Origin of the sequence: Synechococcus sp. BS56D (assembly GCF_004332405.1) — a bacterium.
GTDB lineage: Bacteria > Cyanobacteriota > Cyanobacteriia > PCC-6307 > Cyanobiaceae > Synechococcus_C.
On record NZ_PHQU01000006.1, the window covers coordinates 56861 to 72544 of the forward strand.

At 63.1% G+C, this 15684-nt stretch carries 15 protein-coding genes and 1 tRNA gene; 8 read left to right on the top strand and 8 right to left on the bottom strand.

The genetic code is table 11. The features are described 5' to 3' along the window. Positions 1-6 precede the first annotated feature (6 nt). Positions 7-1998 (top strand): ABC transporter ATP-binding protein/permease, encoded by a 1992-nt coding sequence (locus tag CWE17_RS09680; protein WP_131456677.1) that lies wholly within the window; start codon positions 7-9, stop codon positions 1996-1998. 9 nt (positions 1999-2007) lie between these two features. Next, positions 2008-2223 carry a chlorophyll a/b-binding protein gene (locus CWE17_RS09685; RefSeq protein ID WP_131456680.1) on the top strand — a complete coding sequence of 72 codons (216 nt, stop codon included), beginning with the start codon at positions 2008-2010 and terminating at the stop codon, positions 2221-2223. Positions 2224-2298: 75 nt separating this feature from the next. Here the strand turns inward: CWE17_RS09685 and CWE17_RS09690 are convergent, their stop codons facing one another. From CWE17_RS09690 to psbX, 4 genes are all read right to left on the bottom strand, one after another. Beyond that, positions 2299-2784 (bottom strand): hypothetical protein, encoded by a 486-nt coding sequence (locus tag CWE17_RS09690; RefSeq protein ID WP_131456682.1) that lies wholly within the window; start codon positions 2782-2784, stop codon positions 2299-2301. After that, positions 2781-3317 carry a Tol biopolymer transporter periplasmic protein gene (locus CWE17_RS09695; RefSeq protein ID WP_131456684.1) on the bottom strand — a complete coding sequence of 179 codons (537 nt, stop codon included), beginning with the start codon at positions 3315-3317 and terminating at the stop codon, positions 2781-2783. Before CWE17_RS09695 ends, CWE17_RS09690 begins: the two co-directional genes overlap by 4 nt. A 43-nt stretch (positions 3318-3360) precedes the next feature. Then, the gene (locus CWE17_RS09700; protein ID WP_131456686.1) at positions 3361-4332 is read right to left on the bottom strand and encodes a Ycf66 family protein; all 972 of its coding nucleotides are present in this window, start codon (positions 4330-4332) and stop codon (positions 3361-3363) included. A gap of 81 nt (positions 4333-4413) precedes the next feature. Beyond that, on the bottom strand, positions 4414-4536 hold the full coding sequence (gene psbX, locus CWE17_RS09705) for a photosystem II reaction center X protein (RefSeq protein WP_130129943.1): 123 nt from the start codon (positions 4534-4536) through the stop codon (positions 4414-4416). Between the two features lie 87 nt (positions 4537-4623). Here psbX and CWE17_RS09710 point away from each other — a divergent pair, with 87 nt between their 5' ends. Then, on the top strand, positions 4624-4947 hold the full coding sequence (locus tag CWE17_RS09710) for a YggT family protein (RefSeq protein WP_240789360.1): 324 nt from the start codon (positions 4624-4626) through the stop codon (positions 4945-4947). Between the two features lie 16 nt (positions 4948-4963). Here the strand turns inward: CWE17_RS09710 and accC are convergent, their stop codons facing one another. Beyond that, positions 4964-6307 carry an acetyl-CoA carboxylase biotin carboxylase subunit gene (gene accC, locus CWE17_RS09715; protein WP_131456688.1) on the bottom strand — a complete coding sequence of 448 codons (1344 nt, stop codon included), beginning with the start codon at positions 6305-6307 and terminating at the stop codon, positions 4964-4966. A gap of 134 nt (positions 6308-6441) precedes the next feature. Between accC and CWE17_RS09720 the strand changes: the two genes are divergently transcribed. From CWE17_RS09720 to msrB, 3 genes are all read left to right on the top strand, one after another. After that, positions 6442-6523 (top strand) — tRNA-Leu (locus CWE17_RS09720). A 36-nt stretch (positions 6524-6559) separates the two neighbouring features. Beyond that, the gene (locus CWE17_RS09725; RefSeq protein ID WP_131456690.1) at positions 6560-7849 is read left to right on the top strand and encodes a glycosyl transferase; all 1290 of its coding nucleotides are present in this window, start codon (positions 6560-6562) and stop codon (positions 7847-7849) included. A 29-nt stretch (positions 7850-7878) separates the two neighbouring features. Further along, positions 7879-8283: a peptide-methionine (R)-S-oxide reductase MsrB gene (gene msrB, locus CWE17_RS09730; protein WP_131456692.1), complete on the top strand. Its 405-nt coding sequence runs from the start codon at positions 7879-7881 to the stop codon at positions 8281-8283. 3 nt (positions 8284-8286) lie between these two features. On the opposite strand, the gene CWE17_RS09735 is transcribed toward msrB, so the two are convergent. Then, positions 8287-9342, bottom strand: coding sequence for a PRC-barrel domain-containing protein (locus CWE17_RS09735; protein WP_240789361.1), 1056 nt, complete (start codon positions 9340-9342; stop codon positions 8287-8289). Between the two features lie 63 nt (positions 9343-9405). Continuing rightward, positions 9406-12966, bottom strand: a complete 3561-nt coding sequence (gene smc / locus CWE17_RS09740; protein ID WP_240789362.1) for a chromosome segregation protein SMC — start codon at positions 12964-12966, stop codon at positions 9406-9408. A gap of 153 nt (positions 12967-13119) precedes the next feature. Here smc and CWE17_RS09745 point away from each other — a divergent pair, with 153 nt between their 5' ends. Continuing rightward, entirely contained in the window at positions 13120-13587 is a 468-nt protein-coding gene (locus CWE17_RS09745; RefSeq protein ID WP_131456696.1) for a DUF883 family protein, read from the top strand. Continuing rightward, positions 13584-14000: a phage holin family protein gene (locus CWE17_RS09750; protein WP_370318302.1), complete on the top strand. Its 417-nt coding sequence runs from the start codon at positions 13584-13586 to the stop codon at positions 13998-14000. Before CWE17_RS09745 ends, CWE17_RS09750 begins: the two co-directional genes overlap by 4 nt. A gap of 19 nt (positions 14001-14019) precedes the next feature. Here CWE17_RS09750 and CWE17_RS09755 read toward each other — a convergent pair whose 3' ends face one another. Further along, positions 14020-15177 carry a class I SAM-dependent RNA methyltransferase gene (locus CWE17_RS09755; protein WP_131456698.1) on the bottom strand — a complete coding sequence of 386 codons (1158 nt, stop codon included), beginning with the start codon at positions 15175-15177 and terminating at the stop codon, positions 14020-14022. Positions 15178-15684 lie beyond the last annotated feature (507 nt).

Here is a 15684-nt window from a genome sequence, read left to right on the forward strand (position 1 = left end):
CAGGCGATGACAACTCTCCCCAGCAAGGTTCCTTTCGAGGCCCTGCGCCGTCAGCTCGCCAAGCTGCGCCACCTCGCGCAGCCGTTTTTCCTCCCTTTGGATCAGGCCAGCGGCTGGCAGTTCGTCTGGCTGCTGATCTCGCTGCTGTTCTGTGTCGGCGGCGTGGTGCTGCTGTTGCTCACGGGGCTGATGCAGCTGCTGGCGAAGCTGCAGCCTCTGATCACCGAGAAATATTTCGGAGGTGTGCTCAGCACCCTCACCACGATCTGGAGCGGCTGGTGGGGGTGGGGCTTCGCGACGCTGTTCCTGATCGGGGCCGCCAGCTTCCTGGCCATGCGCCAGCAGTTGCGCAACCGTCGCTGGTTGCACTGGCTGCTGCTCGCAGTGATCGTGTTGATGCTGCTGGCAGTGAACGGCATCAATGCCGGAATCAGCTTCATTGCCCGCGATCTCACCAATGCCCTGGTTGCTAAGCAACAGGAAGGCTTTTACCGGATTCTGATTATTTATGCCAGCTGTTTTGTGGTGGCATTGCCGATCAGGGTTTCGCAGATCTTCTTTACCTTGAAGCTAGGCATTATCTGGCGCGACTGGCTGTCGCGCAGCCTGATTGCGGATTATATGAGCAATCGGGCTTACTACGTTCTTAATCCAAATGATGAGCAGGCCACTGATGTTGATAACCCAGATCAGCGGATCACTGATGATACGCGCGCATTCACGGCTCAGAGTCTTCAGTTCACGCTTGGGATTTTTGATGCGCTGCTGACCTTCTCACTAAATATCTTGATCCTCTGGAGCATCAGCACAACACTGACCTTCTCGCTGTTTGCCTACGCCGCCTTTGCAACGACTGTGCTGATTGTGGCTGGTCGCAAGTTGGTCAGGATCAATTTTGATCAACTTCGCTATGAGGCTGATTTTCGCTATGGCCTGGTGCATGTTCGCGACAACGCCGAGTCGATTGCCTTTTATGCAGGCGAGAAGCCTGAGCAGGAAGAGACCCAGCGCAGACTCGGTTCTGTGGTGCGCAATTTCAATCTGTTGATCATCTGGCGGGTGGTCATTGACGTGATGAGGCGGTCGATTGGTTATGCCAGTAATTTCTTCCCGTATTTGGTGATGGCGGCGCCCTACTTCGCTGGCGAGATCGACTACGGCGGATTCATTCAGGCCAACTTTGCTTTTGGTATGGTCGAGTCCTCGTTATTTTTCGTGGTCAATCAGATTGAAGAGCTGGCCCAATTCACAGCGGGTATTACTCGTCTTGAGGGCTTTCAATCCAAAGTAGAGCAGGTCAGCCAGCAGGCTCCGGATGCAACCGGCGCCACCGTGCGCGACCGCGATTCGATCTTGGTGGACCATGCCGATCTGGTTCCCCCTGGCGCTCGGACCCCGATCATCCGCGACCTCACCCTCAGTGTTGGTGACACCGACAAGCTTCTTGTGGTGGGGCCCTCCGGCTGCGGTAAAACCTCCCTGTTGCGCATGGTGAGCGGGCTCTGGTCTCCCGAGCAAGGACGGATCGAGCGTCCCCCGACAGGGGACCTGCTGTTCATTCCTCAGAAGCCCTACATGCTGCTTGGTTCCTTGAGGGAGCAGCTCTGTTATCCCACCGATGAGGCCCGCTTCAGCGATGACCAGTTGCGGGCTGTGCTTGAGCAGGTGCGCCTGCCTCAGCTGGTCAGCCGCTATCCCGATCTGGATGTGAAACAGGACTGGCCCAGAATTCTTTCCCTCGGCGAACAGCAGCGTCTGGCCTTTGGCCGTCTGCTGCTCAATGCTCCGCGCTTTGTCGTCCTCGATGAGGCCACCAGCGCCCTCGATGTGAAGACGGAGGAGCACCTCTACCAGCTGCTCATCGACAGGGATCTGGCCTTCATCAGCGTCGGGCACCGACCGACTCTGCTCAGCTTCCACGACACGGTTCTGGAGCTGATTGGCAATGGCGACTGGCGTCTGATCCCCACGGCCAGCTATGACGTATCCCAATCCTGATCCGGCCGCATGACCAGCAGCAGCACTGAGCAGACCTCCAAGGACTCCGCTCCCGGACAGGCCCCAGAGACCAGTGCGACCACCTCGGATGTTCCTGCCTTCGGGTGGAGCGCCTATGCGGAGCGCATCAATGGTCGTTTCGCCATGGTCGGTTTCGCCGCGGTGCTTCTGGTGGAAGCGATCAGCAACGACACCTTTCTGCGCTGGGCAGGTCTGGTGCCCTGACTTGATCCATCAAGCTCCTTGCCCCCAGGCATGCCCGCCGTGGATGCAGGGCTTCTGCCTTTAGGGCCGTGGGATTCAGGGCAATGGAATGAGATCCACCTCCCAGCGGCCGCCGCGGCTCACCTGCACGGCAAGTAGCTTGCCGCTCCCGTCCAGGCTCACCTGGCGAGGAACTCCTCGCGGATTGAGCTCAAGTTGTTGCATCAGGCCGAGCGAGCGGCGGTAAAGCATCAGTTCCGTCTCTCCATCGCGCTGGCGCACGAGGGCGAGGCGCTCTCCGTCGCCGCTCAGGCTGATGCTCACCGGCTGGGCATCGGCCCGATTCAGGCCTGGCGTTGGAGTTGGCTGACCACTGCGCAGGTTGATCAGCTCGATCCGCTCCCTGCCGCTCCGGCTGCTCAAGGTTGCCAGCCATTCTTGAGCAAGGCTTGGATCCCTTCGGGCTTCACCACTGGAGGCGAGACGGCCATTCAGATCCGAGAGTGGGCGGATTCCATCCGGGCTACAGGCGCTGAGCATCAGACCAGCCATGCAGCAGCAGCCTGCCCTGATCCAGTTCATGGTGTCGCTCCTGCTGGATCGCTCAGCCGCTCACCTCCTGGCCGTTCGGGTTCGAGAGTGCCGCTGAGGTCGAGAAGCTCCACCCTCCAGCGCCCCTGATCGGCCACCTGAAGGGCGAGTCGTCTGGCATCGGGAGCCAGGCTGAGGCGGATCGGATCACGGTTGCCGGGAAGGCGGATTGGATGGGCACGGCCCGTGAGTCGATCCTCGATCAGGGCCATACGACGGCTGCCCCGTTGGGTGATCACGGCTAGATAACGGCCATTCCAGCTCAAGGACGGGGAGCTGTGGGGCTGATGACGATTGAGGTGGCGCAGAGGAATCAGGCCACCCCCGCGACGATCACGCAGCTGAACAGTCGGGCGTCCGTTCTGGTCGACGATGACGGCAAGCAGGCGGCCATCACCGCTGAGGGCTGGCTCCAGCTGCTGACGGTCAGCGAAGCCACCTGGTGCTCGCTGGGCCCTTGGCGCACAGGCGCTGATCCAGGGACAAGTCATCAGCATGGCCAGGATCAGGGGGAGCCTGGGCATCAGGGGGAACCTGGAGAGCAAACGGTGGCAATCCCCCTGGGGATCAGTCGTCGAAACGGGAGCTGTTGTCCCGCGGACGGGAACTGCGGGGGGTGGGCCGCTCAGCGGATGGTGGGTTGGCGGCTGGAGAGGCGGATGTTGGGTTAGGCCGAGCCGTTCCTGTCCGAGGGGAGGTTGATGGGGCTGAATCAAAGCGATTCGAGCCTGTGGCGGCCTGGTTGCGGGACTCACCCAGGGAACCGGGACGCCGAACGGGGCTGGCATTGTCAGCCTTGCTGAAAGAAGCCTCCTCTGGGGCTGCTCTCATGCGGCCTGCGGCTGGAGATCCGTCACGGGGACTGGCTGCACTGGGCCTGCTGCCCCGCCGTTGGTCCTGGCGTTGGCTGCGGCGCTCCCCAAAGCTGGAGCGTGAGGGGGCGTCGTCATCATCGCGGCGTCCAAACCTGGCCATGCGCCGCTCGCGCTCGGAGTCTTCGGACCAGCCGCCGTCAGCTTCATCCCGGCCGCGGCGACGGCTGGCTGCTTGTTCCGGGATGGCAGCACGGGATGGGCGACGGGGTCTGTAGAAATCACGTTCAGCGCCGTCGTCATCCATGCCGTCTGGCTCGGAACCGCGGAACCGTCGTCTCAGCGGTTGGGGCTCATCAAACCGGTCGTAGCCCGGATCAAAGTCACCGCGGAGACCACCTGCTGGGCCACGGGATGGAGCAGGCTCGTCGTCGAAGTAAGCCGATCTCCTGGCCTGCTCTGTTGAAACACCGCGGAGACGAACGCTTTCGTAGGCAAAAAAGACGGTTGTAGCAGCCAGGAGAAACTGACCGAACTGCAGGATCGGATCCAGCCGCCAGCCCTGGAAGAAGAGAATGCCGCCGCATAGCAGCCCGATCGCTGCGAAGAAGACGTCGTAGTCCCGCGCAAGCGCAGGTTTGAAGGAGCGCATGAAATAAAGAAGCGCACCACCCACAGCCAGCACGATGCCGACAATGCTGGCCCAGTTGAGACTGGCATTAACCACTGATTGGCCCCCTGGCGACGGCTGGCTTCAGGCTGAAGACCAGCCGAATTCAATCCAGTCTACGAACTACGTCAGGGGGGATCAGAGCTTGCGGTCGACCTGATCGGTCTGGCTCAGAAGAAAGAGGCCAATGCTGGCAGGAATGACCACGATCACGGTGCCCCACACGAGGCTGCTCAGAAAGTTGGCGAGGGAGGGGGTCATGTCGGAGCGGACGCGATGGCCTTGCTCTGAGGATCCTAAGGATCACAGGTCGCTTTCTACGATGGGCGGCCGGATGCTTTGAGCTTTGTGACGCCGCTCCCCCTCGCCATGCTGCCTGCCGTCCATCTGGTGCTGGGGATCCTGCTGGCTGTTTGGACCCTGATGTTCCTGGTGCGGATCGTGCTCACCTGGTATCCGCAGATCGACTTGAAGGCCGGGATGTGGCCTCTGGTGGCTTGGCCCACTGAACCTTTGCTGTCAGCGACTCGGCGGCTTGTGGCACCGATCGGCGGTGTGGATGTGACCCCTGTGATTTGGGTGGGCCTGCTCAGTCTTCTGCGTGAGCTGCTTGTGGGTCAGCAGGGCCTGCTCTCCCAGGTGATGCTCCATGCAGCGGCAGCCACTGCCTGAACGGTGAGTCCAGGGCTCAGAGCATGTCCTGTTCGACGAATTTGGTGTGCACGTCTCCGCGCTGGAATTCCGGACGGTCAAGGAGGCGCAGATGAAAATCAACAGTCGTGGGGATCCCCGTCACGGCACATTCGTTGAGCGCCCGTCGCATGCGCTTGAGTGCGCTCTCCCGATCAGGGGCCCAGATGATCAACTTGCCGATCAGAGAGTCGTAGAAGGGGGGGATGTCGTAGCCGGTGTAGACGTGGCTGTCGACACGAATGCCTGGCCCGCCCGGTGGGAGCCAGCCCGTGATGCGTCCGGGAGCCGGGCGGAAATTGTGGTTGGCGTCCTCAGCATTGATCCGGCACTCGATCGCGTGGCCGCGCAGCTGAACCTCTTCCTGACGCACGCTGATTGGCTCGCCACCGGCGATGCGCAGCTGCTCCGCGATCAGGTCGATGCCAGTCACCATTTCTGTGACGGGGTGCTCCACCTGAATGCGGGTGTTCATCTCCATGAAATAGAAGCCACCACTGCGGTCGAGCAGGAATTCCACGGTTCCTGCGCCCTCGTAGTTGATGCTGCGGGCTGCCGCCACCGCCGCTTCGCCCATGCGTCGGCGTAGATCGGGATCCAGGGCCGGGCTCGGGGCCTCCTCTAGCAGCTTCTGATGACGCCGCTGGATGGAGCAGTCCCGTTCCCCTAGATGCACCACGTTGCCGTGACGATCAGCGAGGACCTGCACCTCCACGTGCCGGGGCCGGTCGATGAATTTCTCCATGTACAGGCCCGGATTGCCGAAGGCCGCCTCTGCCTCCCCTTGGGCCGCTTTGAAAAGTCCAGGCAGCTGCTCGGCATCCATCACCAGGCGCATGCCGCGACCACCACCGCCGGCGGTGGCTTTGATCATCACTGGGTAGCCCATGTCCGCTGCCAGTTCGGCGGCTTCCTCTGGGGTCGACAGCAGGCCCTCGCTGCCTGGCACCGTGGGCACCCCCACGCGCTGCATCGTGGTTTTTGCCGTGGACTTGTCACCCATGGAACGGATCGCATGGGGGGAGGGGCCCACAAAAGTGATGCCGTGATCCCTGCAGATTTCAGCGAACCGATCGTTCTCGGCTAGGAAGCCGTAGCCGGGGTGGATGGCGTCGACCCCCCGCGATGTGGCCGCCGCAATGATGTTCGGAATATTGAGGTAGCTCTTGCTGCTGGCCGCCTCACCGACACAAACCGCTTCGTCGGCGAGTTGCACGTGCAGGGCGTTGCGGTCGACCGTGCTGTACACAGCCACGGTGGCGATTCCAAGCTCTCTGCAGCTCCGGAGGATCCGGAGGGCAATCTCGCCGCGGTTGGCGATCAGCACTTTGCCGATGGGCATCCCGCAGCATCCAGGCCAGGGCGGATCGTATCAGCGCTCATGACCGGATCTTCTTCGGAGTGCTGGGAATGTTGTGCGAACCCCGAGCCGGTATGATCTTTCCTCGACGCGACCCGAGAGGTCGAGTCAGCCACGCGGATGTGGTGGAATTGGTAGACACGCACGTTTGAGGGGCGTGTGGCTTCGGCCTTGCGAGTTCAAGTCTCGCCATCCGCATTTCTCTTCACAACCTGGCCAGCACCGGTGTCGCCCTTGCCTGAGTTGCCGACCGGAGACGCCACGCTGTCCATCGTGTTGGTCTCCAATGGCCCTGGGGAGCTCACCACCTGGGTGAGACCCCTGGCAGCAGCTCTGCATCGCTCGATGCTGCTTCGCCCGCGTGCTGGGGCCTCACCGATCAGCCTGCGCTTGGTGCTCGTGCCCTGCCCGAATGCCACCGGCAGCGAGGCGGAGGTGGCGCAAGCCTGGGGACTGTTTGACCGCATCACCAGAGCGGCTCAGTTCTGGTCTCTGTTATTGCGTCCGGGGCGCTTCGGGCCCTGGGCGTCCCGCGGGGTGGTCGTGTTTCTGGGGGGGGATCAGTTCTGGAGTGTCTTGCTGTCGGCTCGGCTCGGCTATCGGCACATCACCTACGCCGAATGGGTGGCCCGCTGGCCCCGCTGGAATGACCGCGTGGCGGCCATGGGGCCCGATGTTCGTTCCCAGCTACCCAGACGCTTCCGTTCCCGTTGCACGGTGATCGGGGACCTGATGGCTGATCTCTCCAGCCACGCCCGGGAGCAGGAGCCCCTCCCGCCAGGGGAGTGGCTGGCGCTTCTGCCGGGGTCCAAGCGAGCCAAGTTGTGCGTGGGGGTTCCCTTTCTGCTTGAGACCGCCGACCGACTGGCTGTTTTGCGCCCGGGTTGTCGCTTTCTGTTGCCGGTGGCGCCGACGACTAGCCCTGAGGAGTTGCTGCATTTCGCAGGATCCAGCAATCCGATTGCTGCCTGCTACGGGACCTCGATTGCACAGATCATCGGTCCCTCTCCAGCATGGTCCGGCCGCAGCCTGGTCACGGGAGCGGGCACCGTGATTCATCTCCATGAGGATCCACCCGCCCATGGCCCCCTCAGTCAGTGCGCCCTGGCACTCACCACCGTGGGTGCCAATACCGCTGAGCTCGGCGCCCTAGGGGTGCCGATGGTTGTGTTGGTGCCGACGCAGCACCTAGGCGTGATGCAGGCCTGGGATGGTTGGCTCGGCCTGCTGGCGCGTTTGCCCGGCTTACGCCGATGCATCGGATGGCTGCTCAGTGCCTGGCGCCTGCGCAATCACGGCTTTCTTGCCTGGCCCAACATTTCAGCGGGGCGTCTGGTGGTGCCTGAACGGGTGGGTGCGATCACTCCGGAAGCCATCGCCCGGGAGGCGGATGAATGGCTGGCCTCCCCAGAGCGTTTGCAAGGGCAGCGAGACGACTTACGCAGCCTTCGTGGCCAGCCAGGAGCGGTCAGGGCGCTGGCCGGAGAAATTCGTGAGCTGCTGCCCAAGGCGCTGACCGACTAGGGTCTGGCCGCTTTCGTATCCAGCCCCCCATGACCGCCGGTGACCGCCTTGAGCGCAGCGCTGATGAGTGGCAGGCGCAGCTCACCCCTGAGCAGTTTCAGGTTGCGCGTCAGGGGGGCACAGAACGGGCCTTCACCGGCGCCTACTGGAATCACAAAGCTGATGGCATGTATCACTGCGTCTGTTGCGATGCGCCCCTGTTCAGCTCTGAGACCAAATTCGAATCGGGAACTGGTTGGCCCAGCTTCTGGGATGGGGTGACCAGTGGCGCGATCCTGACGAAAGAGGATCGCAGTCACGGCATGGTGCGAACGGAAATCAATTGCGCCCGCTGTGATGCCCATCTGGGCCATGTGTTCAGCGATGGCCCCGCACCAACTGGATTGCGCTACTGCGTGAACAGCGCCTCGCTGCAGTTCAAGGATCGGGACTGACCGTTACCAGGGATCCTCAAGCTCCTCTTTTGGATCTGCGGGTTCCCGGAAGCGCTCGTTGGGCTCGATCGGCTCGACATCGAGGGGGTCGCCGATCGGGTCAACCGCCCGACGCGCCGCTGGACGGGGCCTGGCCGAAAAGCGTTCAACAGGCTCCGGCTCCGGTCCTGGTCTCTCTTCCTGCTCCAGCCGTCCGTAGCGATCCTGTTCATCCCAGCGTTGCGGTTGTTCGTCGGGATAGGCATCGAGATAGCGCTGGGGCTGCCGTTGCTGTTCGTAGCGGCGCTCGTCGATTTCCACATAGTCGAGCTCTTCCTCTGGAGCGAAGGTCTCTGCCCGGGAGGCCTCCAGCCGCCGCTGCTCCTGTTCGTTCGCTTGGCCTGAGGTCAGCTGGTTCTCGACGGGAACGACGTTGACGCGGTAGCGCTCCCGTTCCTGTTCCTCCCAGCTGGGACCTCCGACCCCAAGCTTTTCGAGGAAGCCACTGTTGAGTTGCTTGAGCTTCTCTTCGGCGCCCTCATAGACAATGATTCGGTCGGCACCGCTGCTGACGATTTCCTCCACCGGAATCTCCCAGGTGCTGAGCACCCCCTCCCCGAGTAGAGGAACCCCGAGAGCACCCATCACGAGTGTGGTGAGTTCGCCGGTTTCGATGTCGAACGAGAAGCCAAGCACGCGGCCCAGCTGCTGACCGGATTCTGTGATCACCTGGCAGTTGATCACCCGGCTGTAGCGATCCGGCTGAAAGGTTTCGCTGAGGGAATCAACGGAGTCGACGAGGATCACGTCGCCCACCTGACGGATCCGGTCTAGGGGCATCCAACGGGGAAGGCCAGGCAGAAAGCGGGTCAGGGGGTTGTCCCGCAGGCCTAGGGCCACCACCTCACGGCCATCGATGTCGACGATCACCTCACCGACCACCCCAAGACGGCGGCCCGTGTCGCGGGTGATCACCTGGGTGCCCATCAGTTCAGAACGCAGCCACAGCCGGTCGCTGGGGACTCCAGCACCGGGCACGATGGCGCCGAGAGGGTCGTTTGGGGATGGAGATGCGCTCAAATCCTTGCCCAGTCCTGGCGATTCATTCCGGTCATTTTGACGCAAGGGGACACTGGCGGTTGTTCAGGCTGCATCCGGTAGCCCCACCACCTGGGTGTGGGCACCCCGTGCCTGGGTCACACCAATCGTGCGTTGGGAGGCGCCGATCATCGGCCGACGGTGGCTGACCACCAGGAACTGGGCATCCTCGGCTTGCCGTGCGATCAGGGCTGCCAGCCGCTCCACATTCACACCATCCAGGAAGCTGTCGACTTCATCGAGCGCATAGAAGGGTGAGGGGCGGAAACGCTGCAGGGCGAAGAGAAAGCTGAGCGCCGTCAGCGATTTCTCTCCCCCTGACATGGCGGCCAATCGGCGCACCGACTTGCCTTTCGGATGCGCCACCAGGGTGAGACCTCCCTCGAGGGGGTCATCGTTGTTGTCGAGCTGCAGATGGCCGTCGCCATCGGAGAGGCTGGCGAAGATCTCGCGGAAGTGACCATCCACGGCGGTAAAGGCCTCCATGAAGGCTTCCTGCCGCAGGGTGGTGACGGTTTCAATCCTCAGCAGCAGCTCTTCCCGCTCTTGGCTGAGCACGTCAAGGCGCTCCCCGAGATCATTGAGCCGCGTCTCCAGCTCGGCCAGCTCCTCCAGGGCCAGCATGTTCACGGGCTCTAGTGCTTCCATCCGCTGCTGCAACTGCTGCAACTCGCTTTGGAGAGCTTCTAATCCCGCGGCGCGCAGCTCCTCTGGGATTTCAGGTTTTGGATCAGGCAGTGCCCTTTCCAGCTCTTGCAGTCGCAGGGAGCCGCTGCGCAACTGTTCCGCCAGGGTCTCCTGTTCCTCCTGCAGCCGATCCAGTTCCCAACGAGCCTGTTGGAGTTGCTGGCGTTGCTCAGCCACGGCTGCCTCTGCTTCGTCCCGGGCCCGGCGTTGCTCCCCAAAGCGCGTCTGTAGCTCCTGTTGCTGGGTGTCGAGGGCTTGGCGCCGCTCCGTCAGTTCCTGCTGCTCTTTTTGCCAGCGGCTGTGCTGCTCACCGAGGGCCTTCACGGCCTCCAGCAGGCGCTGCTCCTCCGCTTCCAGGTTCTGTTGCTGATCGCCGAGGCGTTCCAGGGCTAGCTCCCGTTGACGCTCTTCCTGCAGCAGCCCATCCCGTCGCTGGCGCGCATCACTCAGGGCCCGGTCAGCTGCTTCCAGTTCCTCCTGCAGCTGTTGCCAATTGCCGGCATCTCCCTGCTGCTGTGCGGCCTGCTCCTGCTGAATCAGGGTGTCCAGCTCGGCTTGAAGGGGTGAAACGGTTGCCCCTAGTTCCGTCAGTCGGGATTGCAGCTGGGCCTGGCTGTTGCGAAGGTTTTCGAGCCGATCGTTGCGTTGACGGCAGCGCTCAAGCAAAGGGGCGTGGGCTCGACGGGCCGTCTGACGTTCCGCCTCAAGGGCAGCTTGTCGCTGTTCCAGCTGGCGGTATTGCGGGCGGCTTGCATCCAGGGCAGCGCTCAGGCGCTGTTCTTCGCGATGGCAGGCCACCAGAGCTTCTCCCAGCTCCAACAGCCGCTGGCGCAGGGGTGCTGCCTCATCGCTGTCGCTGCTCACCCCGAAACTGAGACCACCGCTGCGCTGGGACAGGCTGCCGCCGGTCATGGCACCGCTTTTCTCAAGCAGCTCTCCCTCAAGGGTGACGGCTCGCTGGCGACCCAGCTGCTGCCGGGCGCTGTTCAGATCACTAAAGACCTGGGTATCTCCAAAGACATAGGCGAACACATCGGCATAGATCGGTTCGAAGCGCACCAGTTCCACCGCCCTTCCGATGAGCCCTCCGCCGGTCGGGGTCATGGCCCCATCCGGGCGGCGGCCGCGGGCCATGGCTGCGCCGCTGCCACCCCCAGAGGCTCTGATCTTGTTGAGGGGCAGGAAGGTGAGTCGCCCGGCCCGGCGGCTTTTGAGCAGTTCAATCGCCTGGGCGGCGATCCGATCATCATCAACCACCACCTGGGCAAGGCGAGCCCCGGCGGCCACCTCAAGGGCGAGACGGTGGCGTTCCTCCACCTCCCCTAACTGCGCAACCGGGCCGTGGATGCCATCGAGGCCTGCTTCGAGAAGTAAGCGAAGGGCTCCGGTGCCTCGGCTTTCCTGCAGGGCCTCCCGCCGGCTCTCGAGGCGGGCGATCTCCCGCTCGAGCTTGCCCTGCTCTTGCTCGAGGCGAGCGCGGGTGCGCTGCTGAACGGCGAGCTCCTCTGCCAGGGTCTGCACGAGCTCCTTGCCTTCCCGCAGGGATTGGAGCAGGGTTTGCCACTCCTGCTCGAGCTGTTCGAGGCTCTGCTGCACCCGGCGGTCTTCCTCTCCGTCGGTCTCCAGCTCCTGCTGAAGATCAGCGAGACGATCAGTGTCCTGCCGCTCACGCTCCAGGAGTTGTTGCTGCTCCTGCTGCAGCGGGGTCAGCTGAGCCTGGAGCTCGAGGCGACGGGCGCTGCGCTGCCGTTGTTCCTCGATCCAGGTACCCGAGCGCCCGGCCACATCACCAAGGCGGCGGCGGGAGATCTCCACAGCGGCTTCCGCGTCACGGCAGAGCCGTTCGGCATCGTCAAGGTTCTCCTGACTGGTGTTGGCCACCAGCTGCTGCCCTTCCTCCTGGTATTGGCGGCGACGGTTGTTCAGATCGTGGCGGAGGCCCTGGAGCCGTTCGCCCTCCTGCTGATGCAGAGCCGACTGCCGTTCCAGGTCACGCCCCCGGGTGTCGAGGCCGGCGAGCTCCGCCTGCACGCCCAACAATTGGTCTTCGCCGAGGGCTTTCACGCTCTCCTGAAGGGTTTGAAGCTGGCTGGCGGCAGCTTGAAGGGTTGTCTCCTTCTCGCTCAGGGCTTCGCGGTCGCGAACGGTCTGTTCCGCGAGTTGCTGCTGGCGGGTTTTCTGGAGCTCCAGCTCCCGGCAAGCGGCTTCGAAGCCCAGCACCAGCTCCTGTTGTCGACCCATTTGCAGGCGCTGGCGCAACTCCTGATAGGTGCGCGCCTTGGCGCAATCTTTCTCAAGCCGTTGCCTGGCGTTTAGAAGTTCCTGCTCCACGATCCGGCAGCGCTCCTGCCGCTCCTGAACGTCATCGAGCTTGCGGCGCGTCTGCTCGATGCGACTGTCAAAAAGGGCGACACCGGCCAACTCATCAACAAGGCCCCGGCGCTCCCGGTTGCTCATCGAGACGATGCGGGTCACATCCCCTTGCATCACCACGTTGCTGCCTTCAGGGTCGATCCTTAGCCGGCGCAGCTGGGTTTGTAACTGCTGCAAATTGCAGGGTTCACCGTCGGCGCTGTAGCTGCTGCTGTACGAGCCGCCTGGCATGACCCGCAGTTTGCGGGTCACGGTCCATTCCTTCTGATCGGCGCGAATCCAAGGCCCCTCCTCCGGTGGCTCGAGGCCTTCCTCCGCTGGATCAGGGGCCCAATCGGAGAGGTCGAAGCGAACGCTCACGGTGGTCTCTGCGGCCTTCCCCGCCTTGAGTACACCGCTGTTCACCAGATCAGGCAGTCGATCGGCGCGCATGCCGCGACTGTTGGCGAGTCCGAGGCAGAACAGCACGCCGTCAAGGATGTTGCTCTTTCCGGATCCATTCGGCCCGGTGACCACCGTGAAACCGGGTTCCAGGGGGATCGACATCGCCCCCCCGAAGGACTTGAAGTGCGTCAGCCCGACCTGATTGATGTGAACCAACAGGGGCAACGGCTGTCAGCGGTCACAAGTTAGCGGACCCCCTGAAAAGCTCAAGGGTGTGACTTCGCCCCTAACCTGCGGGCAACCAGCTGGAGATCCATGGACCCGGCAGCTTTCCCCGCCCAGGAGCCGACTCGGCCCGAACCGGCTCCTTCCACCCCTGAGCTCGAGTCAATTCCGCAGCGGTTTCGCGATCATTTCGAGACGTTGCTGCCTGAGATCCAGCGACGCTGGCCCGAGGTTGCATCCCAGGCCTTGGAGGCCACCCGCGGCAGCTTGGATGAAGTGGTTCGGGTCATCGCAGAGCAAACCGGTCGTGCCGGGACGGCGGTTCGGCCTCAGCTCGAGGACCTTTTGCATCGGGCTGGCGACCGCACCCGACATCTGGCCGACAGTCTTGAGCCCCTGGAACAGCAGCTTGAGCACCTGCTCGATGATCTGAATCAGACCCTGCGGCCCAGGATTGAGCGGCCAGTGCGGGAGCGTCCGCTGCTGTCACTGGCCATTGCCGCCGGTGTTGGGTTGCTGCTGGGATCCCTGCTGGCAGGAGGGCGGCGCTCCTCATGACCGGCTCGACTCCTATGGATCAAGGTGCCCAGTCCGAGGCACCCCGCTCAAGGCGACTCGGGGCTGCTGCCCGGGTGACGGCTCTGGCGGGTTCCGTGATGGATCTGCATGTGCGCATTGCTCTTCAGGAGGTGGACAGGGAGAAGCGGCGGCTGATCAGTGGTGGCTTGTTCCTGGCCATGGGCGGCACCCTGATGCTGCTGGCGCTCATCGCTGCTGAAGTCGCCCTGCTGGTCTGGGCTCTTGAGGCCTGGGGGTGGTCCCTGGTTCAGGCCCTGGTCGTTCTGGCGATTGCTGATGTGGTGGTGGCCGGCATCAGCCTGCGGATTGGCGGACAGCTCACCAAGGGGCCCTACTTGCCCCAGACCCTTGATGGTCTGTCCCGCACGACCAAGGCGGTGCTGGGTCGCTGAACCTTCGTGGGTTCTCTTCTCAGCGCACCTGGTAGTGCAGCCAGCGGCAATCGATGCCGCCGTTGCTGATTGGGATCCGCCGGGACGCCTTCATGCGCAACGCTCCGGTCACAGCAGGGTTGCCGCTGAGCAGCCAGAACTCCCAGCCGGACGCTTCCCGTTTCACCACCTGGGCCAGGTCGCCATAAAGAGTTTCGAGTTCGTCCTCAGCGCCGATGCGCACCCCATAGGGCGGGTTGCAAACCACGATCCCAGGCCCCGCTGGTAGTGACAGATCGCGGAAATCACCGGTGTTGATGGTGATCGACTCCTCGAGACCGGCGGCAGCCACGTTGCTGCGAGCCTGCTCGGCAATGGCGGCATCCTGCTCCCAGCCCAGGATTGGTGCTGAGGGCTGCTGGGGCTGGGTGCGCCTCCGGGCCCGCTCCAGTTCATCGCGCCAGAGCTCAGCATCGAAATCCGCCCAGCCTTCGAGGCTGAAGGTCCTCTCAAGGCCAGGGGATTGCCTGCGGGCCAGGCTCGCGGCTTCGATCAGGAGGGTGCCTGAACCACAGAGGGGATCGACCAGGGGAGTGGTGCCGTCCCAACCCGTGAGCCGGATCAACCCAGCGGCCAGGTTTTCCTTGAGCGGTGCGGCACCCATGGCCGCCCGGTAGCCACGGCGATGGAGACTGCCGCCGCAGCCATCGAGGCTGAGCACAGCTTCGCCCCGTCCCAGGTGCAGGTGGAGATGGAGGTCGGGCTCCTCCAAGTCGATTGAAGAACGTTCCCCCCACAACTCCCGTTGACGATCCACGATCGCGTTCTTCACTTGCAGGGCGCTGTAATGGCTGTGGTTGAGCCCTTGGGCGCTGCCGGTGGCATCCACCCGGAAGCTCATGGAGGGATGCAGCCAGCGTTCCCAGTCGACGCTGTCCTGCACGCCGTGATAGAGCGAGTCGCGGCCATCACAGGGGAAGCGGCTTAGCTCTCGAAGCAGCCTGAAGGGCAGGCGACACTGCAAGTGCAGCCGATAGAGGCAGGCCATATCAGCTTCGAAGGCCGCGGCTCGGCGTAGCGGCCTTACGGCCTTGGCCCCCAGGTCGATCAGCTCGTGGGCTCCCGCTTCCTCGAGTCCCTGGGGCAGCACCGCCACGGCGGGGATCCTCTGGTGTGCATGGCGGTTGTCCCTCCCCACGATCCTGTGCTCTCCGTCACCACTGCTGTCAGAATGACAACGTCCGGTCTCGACCGGACTAGGTGATCCACACCAGTGTTTCGGACAGCGGTTCGATTCCGCTCAGCTCCATTCCCCCCTCCCTGGGGCTGCAATGGTTTCGACGGGGCATGAGGAGGGTGACTGAAGCCTGCTCGGTGAGAGCAAACCCGTAACTGCGAACAACATCGTTCGTTTCTCCCGTCAAGCAGCCCCTGTTGCTGCCTGATCCTTAAAGGAGATGGGGTGAGGTCAGCCTTATCACCCAAATGACTCATGGGGGCTGGAAGGCCCCTACCCATGACTCGGTAACGGCCTACACAGCCTGCTCTTGCAGGCTGCTGCACATTCAAGACACGCCCTCCACCGGCCTGGCATGAGCCCCCTGTTTCGCTGTCTGATGTGCACCAAAGACATCGAGCGTTCCACACGCAGCTTCTGGCGCCATAAGGGCCACTTGCTCTGTTCCAGCTGCAAGGACCAGCTGGA

What these genes read in the sequence shown, in the direction of transcription:
- CWE17_RS09695 (WP_131456684.1), bottom strand. Translation starts at nt 3,317, where the DNA reads ATGCCCAGGCTCCCCCTGATCCTGGCCATGCTGATGACTTGTCCCTGG.
- psbX (WP_130129943.1), bottom strand. Translation starts at nt 4,536, where the DNA reads ATGACCCCCTCCCTCGCCAACTTTCTGAGCAGCCTCGTGTGGGGCACC.
- accC (WP_131456688.1), bottom strand. Translation starts at nt 6,307, where the DNA reads ATGCCCATCGGCAAAGTGCTGATCGCCAACCGCGGCGAGATTGCCCTC.
- CWE17_RS09680 (WP_131456677.1), top strand. Translation starts at nt 7, where the DNA reads ATGACAACTCTCCCCAGCAAGGTTCCTTTCGAGGCCCTGCGCCGTCAG.
- msrB (WP_131456692.1), top strand. Translation starts at nt 7,879, where the DNA reads ATGACCGCCGGTGACCGCCTTGAGCGCAGCGCTGATGAGTGGCAGGCG.
- CWE17_RS09750 (WP_370318302.1), top strand. Translation starts at nt 13,584, where the DNA reads ATGACCGGCTCGACTCCTATGGATCAAGGTGCCCAGTCCGAGGCACCC.
- CWE17_RS09685 (WP_131456680.1), top strand. Translation starts at nt 2,008, where the DNA reads ATGACCAGCAGCAGCACTGAGCAGACCTCCAAGGACTCCGCTCCCGGA.
- CWE17_RS09745 (WP_131456696.1), top strand. Translation starts at nt 13,120, where the DNA reads ATGGACCCGGCAGCTTTCCCCGCCCAGGAGCCGACTCGGCCCGAACCG.
- smc (WP_240789362.1), bottom strand. Translation starts at nt 12,966, where the DNA reads ATGTCGATCCCCCTGGAACCCGGTTTCACGGTGGTCACCGGGCCGAAT.
- CWE17_RS09690 (WP_131456682.1), bottom strand. Translation starts at nt 2,784, where the DNA reads ATGAACTGGATCAGGGCAGGCTGCTGCTGCATGGCTGGTCTGATGCTC.